The organism is Aquamicrobium terrae (assembly GCF_052978165.1).
Genome location: NZ_JBRKLZ010000001.1, coordinates 2,435,317 through 2,447,620 on the forward strand (window position 1 = coordinate 2,435,317; position 12,304 = coordinate 2,447,620).

Annotated in this window: 14 protein-coding genes; 11 read left to right on the forward strand and 3 right to left on the reverse strand. The window is 64.6% G+C overall.

All coding sequences use genetic code 11. The features are described from left to right. Window positions 1-300 precede the first annotated feature (300 nt). The 11 genes from ACVCNR_RS12085 (at window position 301) to ACVCNR_RS12135 (ending at window position 9,791) form a co-directional block, all read left to right on the forward strand. Window positions 301-1,029: a GntR family transcriptional regulator gene (locus ACVCNR_RS12085; RefSeq protein WP_354199740.1), complete on the forward strand. Its 729-nt coding sequence runs from the start codon at window positions 301-303 to the stop codon at window positions 1,027-1,029. 21 nt (window positions 1,030-1,050) lie between these two features. Next, a complete protein-coding gene (locus ACVCNR_RS12090) occupies window positions 1,051-1,518 on the forward strand; it encodes a RidA family protein (protein WP_354199741.1) in 468 nt (155 codons plus the stop codon). A gap of 1 nt (window position 1,519) precedes the next feature. After that, window positions 1,520-2,515, forward strand: a complete 996-nt coding sequence (locus ACVCNR_RS12095) for a CobW family GTP-binding protein (RefSeq protein ID WP_447074984.1) — start codon at window positions 1,520-1,522, stop codon at window positions 2,513-2,515. 318 nt (window positions 2,516-2,833) lie between these two features. Then, window positions 2,834-3,826, forward strand: coding sequence for an ABC transporter substrate-binding protein (locus tag ACVCNR_RS12100; protein ID WP_354199743.1), 993 nt, complete (start codon window positions 2,834-2,836; stop codon window positions 3,824-3,826). Window positions 3,827-3,908: 82 nt separating this feature from the next. Beyond that, window positions 3,909-4,667, forward strand: coding sequence for an ABC transporter permease (locus tag ACVCNR_RS12105; protein ID WP_447074985.1), 759 nt, complete (start codon window positions 3,909-3,911; stop codon window positions 4,665-4,667). 42 nt (window positions 4,668-4,709) lie between these two features. After that, a complete protein-coding gene (locus ACVCNR_RS12110) occupies window positions 4,710-5,510 on the forward strand; it encodes an ABC transporter ATP-binding protein (protein ID WP_354199745.1) in 801 nt (266 codons plus the stop codon). Between the two features lie 153 nt (window positions 5,511-5,663). Continuing rightward, window positions 5,664-7,022 (forward strand): Re/Si-specific NAD(P)(+) transhydrogenase subunit alpha, encoded by a 1,359-nt coding sequence (locus ACVCNR_RS12115; RefSeq protein ID WP_447074987.1) that lies wholly within the window; start codon window positions 5,664-5,666, stop codon window positions 7,020-7,022. Beyond that, window positions 7,022-7,432: an NAD(P) transhydrogenase subunit alpha part 2 gene (locus ACVCNR_RS12120; RefSeq protein WP_447074989.1), complete on the forward strand. Its 411-nt coding sequence runs from the start codon at window positions 7,022-7,024 to the stop codon at window positions 7,430-7,432. The genes ACVCNR_RS12115 and ACVCNR_RS12120 overlap by 1 nt, the downstream gene beginning before the upstream one ends. 1 nt (window position 7,433) lies before the next feature. Next, window positions 7,434-8,834, forward strand: coding sequence for an NAD(P)(+) transhydrogenase (Re/Si-specific) subunit beta (locus ACVCNR_RS12125; RefSeq protein ID WP_447074990.1), 1,401 nt, complete (start codon window positions 7,434-7,436; stop codon window positions 8,832-8,834). 27 nt (window positions 8,835-8,861) lie between these two features. Beyond that, window positions 8,862-9,050 carry a hypothetical protein gene (locus ACVCNR_RS12130; RefSeq protein ID WP_447074992.1) on the forward strand — a complete coding sequence of 63 codons (189 nt, stop codon included), beginning with the start codon at window positions 8,862-8,864 and terminating at the stop codon, window positions 9,048-9,050. Between the two features lie 138 nt (window positions 9,051-9,188). Further along, window positions 9,189-9,791, forward strand: coding sequence for a hypothetical protein (locus ACVCNR_RS12135; protein ID WP_354194786.1), 603 nt, complete (start codon window positions 9,189-9,191; stop codon window positions 9,789-9,791). A 50-nt stretch (window positions 9,792-9,841) separates the two neighbouring features. On the opposite strand, the gene ilvD is transcribed toward ACVCNR_RS12135, so the two are convergent. From ilvD to fdxA, 3 genes are all read right to left on the reverse strand, one after another. After that, window positions 9,842-11,515, reverse strand: coding sequence for a dihydroxy-acid dehydratase (gene ilvD / locus ACVCNR_RS12140; protein ID WP_447074993.1), 1,674 nt, complete (start codon window positions 11,513-11,515; stop codon window positions 9,842-9,844). A 146-nt stretch (window positions 11,516-11,661) separates the two neighbouring features. Then, a complete protein-coding gene (locus tag ACVCNR_RS12145; protein ID WP_354194790.1) occupies window positions 11,662-11,892 on the reverse strand; it encodes a hexameric tyrosine-coordinated heme protein in 231 nt (76 codons plus the stop codon). Window positions 11,893-11,940: 48 nt separating this feature from the next. Next, window positions 11,941-12,276, reverse strand: coding sequence for a ferredoxin FdxA (fdxA, locus tag ACVCNR_RS12150; protein ID WP_354194792.1), 336 nt, complete (start codon window positions 12,274-12,276; stop codon window positions 11,941-11,943). Window positions 12,277-12,304: the final 28 nt, after the last annotated feature.

Genomic DNA, 12,304 nt, shown 5'->3' on the forward strand with positions numbered 1-12,304 from the left:
CTGTTATACAGGACGTGCCGGCTGCCATTTGCCCTCTCGGCCGCCGCTGCATTCCCTATCTGCCCGTTCGCCAGGAGCGCGACCGTCACCTTCTTCTCCGCTATGGACAAAGACAGGTTCCACCGGGCCACAAGCGGGGGAAGTCGGCGGTTGCCCTTTGTCGAAATATCAATTATTGATCACAATATGAGATCACAGATAAGCTGACGGCAAGGTGATCGGACAGGGCGCCGTGGTCGGAGGAACCGCAGTGGACCGAACTTGAGTGACGGGTAGCTGGAAGGCAGGATGCGGATCGACATGACCAAAGCCGAGACCAACGGGAACGGTGAAGCGAAGCCCGCAAGGGGTCACGTGCATGAGCATGTCCTTCGCTATATGCGGCGCGGCCTCATGGTTGGAGCTTTCCTGCCCGGCCAGGTGATGAGCCTGCGCAAGCTGGCGGCGGGACTGGGCACCAGCCCGATGCCGGTGCGCGAGGTGCTCAGCCGCCTCGTCGCCGCCAATGCTCTTGAAGAGACCAGGGGCGGTTCCGTGCGGGTGCCGAAGCTGAGCCCGGAGAAGCTCAGCGATCTTTTTGCGATCCGCGAGATGCTGGAAGGCTCCGCCGCCGAGCGCGCCGCCAGGAATGTCACGCCCGCGCTCATCAGCGAACTGACCGAGATCAACGCGCAATTGCTGACCGCCATCGACAAGCGCGACATATTGGGTTGCCTGTCATCCAACCAGAAGTTCCACTTCACGCTCTACGAAGCGGCGGCTTCCGACGTGCTGATGCCGTTGATCGAGTCGCTGTGGCTGCAATTCGGTCCGACCATGTATATGTCGCTGCTGATTCCCTCCATGCCGTGGAATGCGGCGGATCATGACGACATTCTAGCTGCGCTGAAAGACGGAAAGCCGGCGGCGGTCCGCAAGGGCATCGTTCATGACATACGCACGACCTGCAAGGCACTGCTCAGCGTTGCCGGGCCGCAGGGCCTGGAGCTGCCCTTCTCGCAAGGGCCGGAACTGCAATTCGACTATTGACGCATCACGGGAGAACGGGGAATGGGCGGAAAGATCGAGGCGAGGCTGATCGATCTGGGGATCGACCTTCCGGAGACGAGGTCGCCAGCGGCAAACTACGTGCCGGCGCGCCGCCTCGGCACCCAGCTCTATATTTCCGGCCAGGTGCCCCAGCAGGACGGCACGGACAAGTTCACCGGCAAGCTGGGCTCGACCTATTCCGTCGAGGAAGGGCAGGCGGCCGCGCGCCTGTGCGGGATCAACATCCTCGCCCAGCTGAAACAGGCGCTCGGCGGCGATCTGGATCGCGTCGTGGGCGTGGTGCGATTGGGCGGGTTCGTGAATGCCGAGCCGGATTTCACCGACCACCCCAAGGTCATCAACGGTGCTTCGGACCTGATGGTCGAGGTTTTCGGCGAGGCCGGCCGCCACGCCCGGGCCGCTATCGGCTGCTATTCGCTGCCGCGAAACGTGCCGGTCGAGGTCGACGCGATCTTCGAGGTGAGCTGAGATGCAGCCTGCCGCCCTCCCGATGGATGACAGGATCCCGGTCCATGTCCTGACGGGTTTTCTGGGCAGCGGCAAGACCACCTTCCTGCGCCATCTGCTGGGCGATCCCGGCTTCAGCGACACAGCGGTCGTCATCAACGAGTTCGGCGAGGTCGGGCTGGACCACCTTCTGGTCCGGGAGGTCTCGGAAGACGCCGTGCTGCTGTCGTCGGGGTGCCTGTGCTGCGCGGTGCGCGACGATCTGATTTCGACCCTGTCGGATCTGGCGGCGATGATGCGGCACGGGCAAGTACCCCCTTTCCGGCGCGTCGTCATCGAAACCACGGGACTGGCGGACCCGGCTCCGATCATGCAGGCGGTGATGAGCGATCTGCAATTGCGGCGCAGCTACCGTGCGGGGACCGTCGTCACGACCGTGGACGGGGTGAGCGGCACCAGCAGCATCGCCGGCTTTGCGGAAGCCGCCCAGCAGGTGGCGCTGGCCGATTGCATCGTGGTGACGAAGTCCGATCTGGTGGAACCATGGCGGCTCGATGCGTTGGGACTTGAGATCGGCAAGATCAATCCCGCCGTGCGGCGCCTGGTGTCCGGCAAGGCCGGCATGCCGGAGACCGGTGACATTTTCGAGCAGGCTGCGGGCCTTCAACCCCGGCATGCAGTGGTCTTCGGAGTACGCGCCGTGCGCCACAGCGCGGGCATCGAGACTTTCACCGTCGATGTCCCCGAAGAGGTCGAATGGCCGGTATTCATCGACTGGCTCGAACTGCTGCTTTCCGAGCGAGGACTGTCGATCCTGCGGGTTAAGGGCCTTCTGCCGGTTGCGGGCGACGCGCGCCCGGTCGTCATCCATGGGGTCCAGCATGTGGTCTATCCCCCGGAATACCTTCCCGCTTGGCCGGATGGCGTGCGGCGCGGTTGGCTGGTCTTCATCGCGCGCGATCTCACGGCGACGGCCATCGAGAATTCGCTGCGCGAAATTCTGGCGCTGCCAGACTGAAATCGACACGCTGCAGGGGGTGTCCAGCCGCCCTGCAAGGCGGGCGGGCGCTCACGATATCGTGAGCCCGCAAATCTGTGCACGGGCTGATCTCAAGTGATTCCGAAAGTCTGCCGTCGCCAATATAGGGGTTCCCATCGCCACAGGCGGCGGCCGACGCTTCACTCCGATTCTTGGCTTGACAATCATAAAATGTGATCACACTATGAGATCAAGAATGGAGATTGGGGCTTGAGGCCCGGATCGCTGTTCGGGGAGAAAGAAAAGCTTTTCGTGCAGAAAAGAGAGACGCTGGAGGGCGTCCGTGAGGAGGAGAGAATGTTGCGCGTTCATGCCTTTGTTCGCGGTGCGGCGATTGCCGCGACAGCCGCTTTCACCACGCTCATGACGGTCCATGGCGCCATGGCGGAAGACGTCAATGTCCGCTTCAGCTGGAAGCTGAAGGGCGAATATGGCTTCTTCTATCTGGCCCAGAAGGAGGGTCTCTACGAGAAGGCCGGCCTCAACGTGAGGTTCGGCGAAGGCGCCGGCGCCCAGGCGGCACTGGGGGCGTTGATCCAGGGTCAGGAGGACATCGCCGTCGTTCCGGGCATTTTTGCCGTGACCGCGATCCAGAAGGGAATGCCCGTCAAGATCGTGGCGCTCTACCAGCCGGCGGCACCTGTTGTGCTCATCTCGCACGCCGACAACCCGGTCAAGGTTCCCGCCGATATGGAAGGCAAGTCGATCGCCAGCGCGGTCGGTGAAACCTCCACCGCCTATCTCGGCGTGTTCTGCGCCGAGAACAAGATCGATTGCGGGAAGATCAACAAGATCCAGATGGATGCGCAGACGCGCATTCCGCAGTTCCTTCAAAAGAAGGTGGATGTCGTCGGTGTCTACCGGACCAGCGATCTTCCGGTGCTCAAGGAAAAGGCGACGGAGGAATTCGCGACGCTCGACCTGCCCGAATACGGCCTCAAGGTTCCGGGCCTGGCCCTCGTCGTCAGTGCCGAGGCGGTGGAGAAGAACGCCGCGAAACTGCGCGAATTCCTGGCCGCGACCCGGCAGGGAATAGAGCATTCGAAAAAGGATCCGCAAGCGGCGACGGCCGCGCTGAAGGCGGTCTGGCAAGCCGGGCCCTCCGACAGCGTCATCCAGGAGCAGATCGAGGCGACGTCCGTGTCAATCGAGCAGCCGGAAGGCAAGCCTGTCGGCTGGATCGAGGAGACTGCGATCACCGATGCGCTCAAGCTGATCGCCAGCGTGGAGGACATCGGCGAGGCGAAGCCGACCGAGACCTTCTACAGCAACGAACTTCTGTCGCAGTGAGGAGCATAAGGTGGCAAGCGCAGATACAATCGGCGCCGGTCGTGCGCAGGCGAAACAAGGCAAGGCTATGAGCAGGAAAAAGATGCGCGGACGCTGGCTCGAGCGCTATTCGGCGCTCATCCTGGCAGCGGCACTCATCGGCCTGTGGCAGGCGTTGGTGACCTGGACCGAACTGTCCGAGTTCGTGCTGCCGACGCCTCTGGCGATCGCGACTCGAATGGTCTCCGAGTGGTCGCTGCTTGCCACCCATGCCTATGTGACATTGCTGGAGGTGGTATCGGGCTTCGCCCTGGGAGTGCTGATCGGCATTCCCCTGGCGCTCGCCATCTTCTATTCGCGGGCCTTCGAGCGGGCGATCTATCCAATCCTCGTGGCCTTGCAGACGGTGCCCAAGGTGGCGCTGGCGCCGCTCCTGGTGCTGTATCTGGGCTATGGCTGGGGCCCGAAGATCACCCTGGCCTTCCTGATCTCGTTCTTTCCGATCGTGATCTCCACGGTCGTCGGCCTGCAGTCGCTGGACCGCAATCTGGTCAACCTCGTCCGCTCCATGGGCGCAAACGAATGGCAGACCTTCTTCAAGGTGCGCCTGCCGGCCGCCTTGCCCAATATCTTCGGCGGCTTCAAGGTCGCCGTGTCGCTGGCCGTCATCGGTGCGGTCATCGGTGAATATGTCGCCGCCGAACGGGGCCTCGGCTACCTTCAGCTTCAGGCGAATTCGCTGTTCGATACGACGCTGAATTTCGCCACCGTCGTTGCCATTTCGGGCCTCGGTGTCATCCTCTATTTTGTCATCGACATCATCGAAAGCAAGGTCGCCTACAAGCGCGACGCCGCCAAGTAGGCGCGGGTCGCATCGTTCAAAAGGTTCAGCGAGGTCGTTCCAATGAATGCCATCTCCCAGACCGGCGCGGCAGTGGGCATTTCCCGGTTGTCGAAAGTCTACAGGACGCGCGAGGACGACGACGTCGTAGCCCTGGAGAAGATCGATCTGAATTTCGAGCCCGGCAGTTTCGTGGCCGTGGTGGGGCCGAGCGGTTGCGGCAAGAGCACGCTTTTGTCTCTTCTCGCCGGCCTGATCGGCGCCACGACCGGCACCATCGCCATCGACGGTGAGACGGTCAGCAAGCCGCATCCGAAGATCGGCGTCGTCTTCCAGTCCGATCTCCTGCTCTACTGGCGTACGGTGCTCGACAACATCCTCCTGCCGATCGAGATCAAGAAGCTCGATGTCGCCCGGTATCGCGCGCGGGCCGAGGAACTCCTCGCCCAGGTGGGGCTGGAAGGCTTCGGCAACAAGTTTCCGTCGGAGCTTTCCGGCGGCATGCGCCAGCGCGTGGCGATCTGCCGGGCGCTGATCCAGGAACCGGGGCTCCTGCTGATGGACGAGCCCTTCGGGGCACTCGATGCCCTGACCCGCGAGCAGATGATCATGGATCTGCAGACGATGTGGCTGCGGCTGCGCAACACCGTGGTGTTTATCACCCATGGCATCGATGAGGCCGTGTTCCTGGCGGACCGGGTGCTGGTCATGTCGCCGCGTCCCGGGCGCGTCGACCTCGACCTGAAGATCGACATGCCGCGCCCGCGCCAATGGGGTGCGACCCATGAAAACAAGGCCTATCACGGCTATGTCCGGCAGATACGTGACATATTCGAAGCCAAGGGCATTCTGGTCGCCCATTGATCCTGCACTGCCGTTCCTGCCGCCGTCCTCCCGAAGGCTGGCCGCTTCGTGTGGCGACGATGAAACGCGGACGGCACCCGTTCCAGCTACAATCCCGATTTGCGCGCTGTCGGACGAGGTCCGTCGGCGGCCACAGAGCTGAAAAGGCGCGTCATGTCGAAGATCGTATTCATACCGTGCGAGGCAGGAGGGCTTGAGCCTCGTGTTGGGGCTTCGGCTGACAGCGTGAAACGGCTTGTCGGGCTTGGCTTCGATGTGATCGTCGAGGCGGGGGCGGGGCTGGGCTCGCGCATTGTCGACGAGGAGTTTGCGAAGGCTGGCGCGGTGATCGGCAAGGCGTCGGATGCGGCGCGGGCCGACGTGGTGCTGAAGGTGCGGCGCCCGAGCGAGGCGGAGCTGAAGGGCTACAAGGCGGGTGCGGCGGTTCTGGCCACCATGGACCCCTACGGCAACGAGGCGGCGGTGGCGGCGATGGCGAAGGCCGGCGTGACGGCGTTCGCCATGGAGTTCATGCCGCGCATCACCCGCGCGCAGGTGATGGACGTTTTGTCCTCGCAGGCCAACCTTGCCGGCTATCAGGCGGTGATCGACGCGGCGTCCGAATACGACCGGGCGCTGCCGATGATGATGACGGCGGCCGGCACGGTGCCGGCGGCCAAGGTGTTCGTCATGGGCGTGGGCGTGGCCGGCCTGCAGGCGATCGCCACGGCGCGCCGCCTGGGTGCCGTGGTGACGGCGACCGACGTGCGCCCGGCGGTGAAGGAGCAGGTCCAGTCGCTGGGCGCCAAGTTCCTGGCCGTGGAGGACGAGGAGTTCAAGGCGGCCGAGACGGCGGGTGGCTACGCCAAGGAGATGTCGAAGGAATACCAGGCCAAGCAGGCGGCGCTGACGGCCGAGCACATCGCCAAGCAGGACATCGTCATCACCACCGCGCTGATCCCCGGCCGCCCGGCGCCGCGGCTGATCGCGGCCGATGTGGTGGCCTCGATGAAGCCCGGCTCGGTGATCGTCGACCTGGCGGTCGAGCGCGGCGGCAATGTCGAGGGCGCGGTGGCGGGCCAGGTGGTGACGACGGCCAACGGGGTCAAGATCGTCGGCCATCTCAACGTCGCCGGCCGCGTGGCCGCCTCGGCCTCGCTGCTCTACGCCAGGAACCTGTTCGCCTTCCTGGAGACGATGATCGACAAGGAGACCAAGCAGCTCGCCATCAACCGCGAGGACGAACTGGTCAAGGCGACCATGCTGACCGATGGCGGCAAGGTCGTGCATCCGAACTTCGCCGGCCCCAACCTCACTGGCAAGGCGGTCGAGGCGGCCGCCCCCGCCGCGGCGGCCGAGGAAAAACCGAAACCGGTGCCGAAGAAGGCCGCTCCCAGACCGGCGGGCGACAAGCCGGCCGCCAAGGCGGCGGCGAAGAAAGCTTCAAGCAAGACCGGTGGCAAGACCACTGGCCAAACTACAGGCCAGTCCACTGGCCAGTCCACTGGCAAGACCGGCGGGGAGACCGCGTGATGGAAACTTTGCAGAAAGCCCTCGACCAGCTCGACCAGGCCAGTGCCGCCGTGCGCATGGCGGTGCAGGACCTGGCCGCCACCGATGCGGCCGGCGATGCCGCGCACGCGCTGTCGGGCGGCATGGTCGATCCCTTCGTGTTCCGCTTCGCCATCTTCGTGCTGGCGATCTTCGTCGGCTACTACGTGGTGTGGTCGGTCACGCCTGCGCTGCACACGCCGCTGATGGCGGTGACCAACGCCATCTCCTCGGTGATCGTGGTCGGCGCGCTGCTGGCCGTCGGCATCTCGGCGGCGGGGCTGGCCACCGGCTTCGGCTTCGTGGCGCTGGTTCTGGCCGCCGTCAACATCTTCGGCGGCTTCCTCGTCACCCAGCGCATGCTGGCCATGTACAAGAAGAAGGACAAGTGACGTGTCGGTAAACCTCGCTTCCTTCCTCTACCTCGTCTCCGGCATCCTGTTCATCCTGGCGCTGAGGGGCCTGTCGCATCCCACCACCAGCCGCCAGGGCAACATCTACGGCATGGTGGGCATGGGCATCGCCATCCTCACCACGCTGGCGCTGGCCACGCCCTCGGCCGGCGGGCTGGTGCTGATCCTGATCGGCCTGGCCATCGGCGGCGGCGTCGGCGCGGTGGTGGCGCGGCGCATCGCCATGACCTCGATGCCGCAGCTGGTCGCCGCCTTCCACTCGCTCGTCGGCCTTGCCGCGGTCATGGTGGCGGCCGCCGCCATCCATGCGCCCGAAAGCTTCGGCATCGGCACCATCGGCGCCATCCACGGCCAGGCGCTGGTCGAGATGAGCCTCGGCGTGGCCATCGGCGCCATCACCTTCACCGGCTCGGTCATCGCCTTCCTGAAGCTCGACGGGCGCATGTCGGGCAAGCCGATCATGCTGCCGGGGCGCCATCTCCTCAACATCGTGCTGGGCATTGCCCTGGTGGTGCTGATCGTCATGCTGGTCGCCACCCAGTCGACCACCGTGTTCTGGCTGATCGTGGCGCTGTCGCTCGTCCTGGGCGTGCTCCTGATCATCCCGATCGGCGGCGCCGACATGCCGGTGGTGGTGTCGATGCTCAACTCCTATTCGGGCTGGGCGGCCGCAGCGCTCGGCTTCACCCTCGGCAACCTGGCGCTGATCATCACCGGCGCTCTGGTTGGCTCGTCGGGCGCCATCCTGTCCTACATCATGTGCAAGGGCATGAACCGCTCCTTCATCTCGGTCATCCTCGGCGGCTTCGGCGGCGAGACGGCCGCCGCCGGCGCCGACGACGGCATCGAGCGCACCGTCAAGCAGGGCTCGGCCGACGATGCCGCCTACCTGATGATGAACGCCCAGAAGGTCATCATCGTGCCCGGCTACGGCATGGCGGTGGCCCAGGCCCAGCATGCCGTGCGCGAGATGGCCGACAAGCTCAAGGCCAACGGGGTGGAGGTCAAGTACGCCATCCACCCGGTCGCCGGCCGCATGCCCGGCCACATGAACGTGCTGCTGGCCGAGGCCAACGTGCCCTATGACGAGGTGTTCGAGCTCGAGGACATCAACTCCGAGTTCGCCCAGGCCGACGTCGCCTATGTCATCGGCGCCAACGACGTCACCAACCCCTCGGCCCGCGACGACAAGTCGTCGCCCATCTACGGCATGCCCATCCTCGACGTCGACAAGGCCCGCACCTGCCTGTTCGTCAAGCGATCCCTCGGCTCCGGATATGCCGGCATCGACAACACCCTGTTCTACAAGGACGGAACCATGATGCTCCTCGGCGACGCCAAGAAAATGACCGAGGAAATCGTAAAGGCAATGGATCACTGAGGCACGCAACCATGAAGGGAGGAATACATGGACCTGAGCTGTTTCTGGACCGCCGGCGGGCTGGCTGTGGGGGCGCCCATTCTGGGCCAGCCATTCGATGAGGATCCGGCCGGTCGCGGGCCTGATGAAGAGCATGCCGAAAGTCTGACCGGCTTCCGCGACCGGAACCGCATCGAAGAGGTGGCCGGTCACCCGCCGGCAGCCGTTCGCGAGTGATCTCTTCCGGCAACCGCATCGCATATGCGCATTCGAGAATTGCTTGCCGTGCTGCCGCTCCTTGCCTAGGCATGGTTGGGGTCCCTCTTCTGGTCTTTGAACAAGGGGGGCCGGGCTGGCTGGCGAACGGATATACAGATGAATGTCGATGCGCTGACGCAGGAAAACCACGAGATATTCGTCCATATCCGTATCATCGTCGGCATGATACTGGGCCTCAGCGTCGCCCGCCTGGTGACCGGCGTGACCCGCTTCATCCAGCATCCTGGCAAGGAGAAGATCTATCCCGTCCATCTTGGCTGGGTGGTATTCGTCTTCCTGTTCATCATCCATTTCTGGTGGTTCGAATTCGCGCTTTCCCAGATCAAGGCGTGGACCTTTTCCCTCTATTTCCTGCTGATCTCCTATTCGATCGTCTTCGTCATGCTGGCGGCGATGCTGTTTCCGGACCAAATCGGCGAATACAAGGGGTTCAGGGACTACTTCCGGCAGCGCCGGAAATGGTTCTATGCGCTTTTGCTGCTGCTGTTCCTCGTGGACGTCGTCGACACGCTGACCAAGGGCCAGAGCTACTACCACCACCTTTACGGCTGGGCCTATCCGGTGCGGCAGTCCCTGCTCATCGGCGGCGCAGGCGGCGCGCTCCTCTTCGGGTCGGAGCGCTATGACGCCGGCTTCGTGGTTTTCGCGCTTCTGTTCCAGATCGTCTGGATCGCCAGCCTGTTCGACGTGCTGGCCTGAACGGCCCGTCGCGGCATGGCGGGGCCGCGACGGCTCGGGTGCCCGCGGCTTCAGCCGGTGACGGCGCCCTTGTCGGCGGGGCGGGCGAGGGCCGCGAATTTAGACAGCACGCCGCGCTTGTAGCGCGGTTCGGGCTGTATCCAGGCCGCCCGCCGGCGCGCGATCTCGGCCTCGTCCACCTCCAGCTGCAGGAGCAGCCTGTGGGCGTCGATGGTGATCGTATCGCCTTCCTCGACCAGGGCGATGGTGCCGCCGACATAGGCTTCCGGCGCGACATGGCCGACCACCATGCCCCAGGTGCCGCCCGAGAAGCGGCCGTCGGTGATGAGGCCGACGCTTTCGCCGAGCCCGCGGCCGACCAGCGCCGACGTGGGCGCCAGCATTTCCGGCATGCCCGGCCCGCCCTTCGGCCCCAGATAGCGCAGCACCACCACGTCGCCCGGCCTGATCTGGTCGGACAGGATCGCCTCCATGGCCGACTGCTCGTCGTCGAACACGCGGGCCGGGCCGGAAATGACCGGGCTTTTCAGGCCGGTGATCTTGGCCACCGCGCCGTCCTCGGCCAGGTTGCCCTTGAGGATGGCGAGATGGCCCTCGCGATAGAGCGCCTTTTCGATGGGCATGATGACGTCCTGATCGGCGCGCGGCTCGTCCGGCACGGCGGCCAGCTCCTCGGCCAGCGTCCTGCCGGTGACGGTCAGGCAATCGCCGTGGATGAGGCCGGCGTTGAGCAGGATCTTCAGCACCTGCGGGATGCCGCCGGCCTGGTGCAGGTCGACCGCCATGTATTTTCCCGAAGGCTTGAGGTCGCATAGCACCGGAACCTTGCGGCGCACGCGCTCGAAATCGTCCAGCGTCCAGTCGATCTCGGCCGCGTGGGCGATGGCGAGATAGTGCAGCACCGCGTTGGTGGAGCCGCCGATCGCCATGATCAGCGCCACCGCGTTCTCGATCGAATTGCGCGTGATGATGTCGCGCGGGCGAATGTTCTTCTTCACCGCCTCGACCAGCACGCGGCCGGATTCGGCGGCGCTGTCGAGCTTCTCGCGGTCAGGACTGGCCATGGTCGAGGAATAGAGCAGCGACATGCCGAGCGCCTCGAAGGAGGAGCTCATGGTGTTGGCCGTGTACATGCCGCCGCAGGAGCCGGTGGAGGGGCAGGCATGGCGTTCGATGCCCTCGAAGTCCTCCTCGCTCATGGTGCCGGCCATGAACGAGCCGACCGCTTCGAAGGCCGAGACGATGGACAGGTCCTCGCCCTTCCAGCGGCCGGGCTTGATGGTGCCGCCATAGACGTAGATCGCCGGGGCGTTGGCGCGCAGGATGCCGATCATGCCGCCAGGCATGTTCTTGTCGCAGCCGCCCAGCACCAGCACCCCGTCCATCCACTGGCCCTGCACCGAGGTTTCGACGCAGTCCGCGATCACCTCGCGCGACACCAGCGAATATTTCATGCCTTCGGTGCCCATCGACATGCCGTCCGAGATGGTGGGCGTGCCGAACATCTGCGGATTGGCGCCGGCGGCCTTGATGGCGAAGGCGGCGGCATCGGCCAGAGGCTGCAGGCCGGCATTGCAGGGCGTGATGGTGGAATGGCCGTTGGCAATGCCGACCATCGGCTTGTCGAAATCGGATTTCTCATAACCCAGCGCATAATACATGGCCCGGTTCGGCGAGCGCGCGACGCCCTGGGTGATGTGTTTCGAACGTTCGTTGAAGGGCATTGGAAAACCTCGATCTGGCCGGCATCGCCAAACGGCGAAGCAAGGCGGCGACGGCCTGCAAGCCAGGCCCGCCTCCGCCCAAGCTTACCCTAGTATGGCGTGCCTGCAACAAGGGCCGTCGCCGGAGGCAGGAAACCGTTTCCGCCTCAGGTGCGCCAGTAATCGTTCGCCGCCGCCACGGTCTGGAAATGAATGGCGATCACCTGCGAGGAGGCGATGAGCTGGCCGGCGTCGTGATCGTAGGCGGCGCGCAGCTTGTCGCGGATTTCGGCCGAGGGCTGGGTCACCTTCACTCCGATGCGGGCCAGCTTGGTGGCGAGTTCGAAGCCCTCCTGGGGCGTTGCGGTGCGCAGGGAGGGAAGCCAGGTTTCAGCCATGATGTGCTCCTTTCAATGGATGGGTGCTGGTCGATGGAGGGGTGAAATTCATTCGGCGCCGGGCTTGCTGCTGAAATGCGGAAGCTTTCCGGGCACTCCGTTCCAGTCGTCGGCATCGGCGGGCGGCGTCTTCTTGTGGATGATGTTCGGCCATGCCGAGGCGTGCTCGTAGTTGAGCTCCAGCCAGGCCGGCGTCGCCGCCGGGTCGGTGTCGGGAAAGATCGCTTCGGCGGGGCATTCCGGAACGCAGACGCCGCAGTCGATGCATTCGTCGGGATGAATGACGAGCATGTTCTCGCCCTCGTAGAAGCAGTCCACGGGGCAGACCTCGACGCAGTCCATATATTTGCATTTGATGCAATTGTCGGTGACGACATAGGTCATCGGTCCTGCCCCCGGGGCGTGCCGGCCC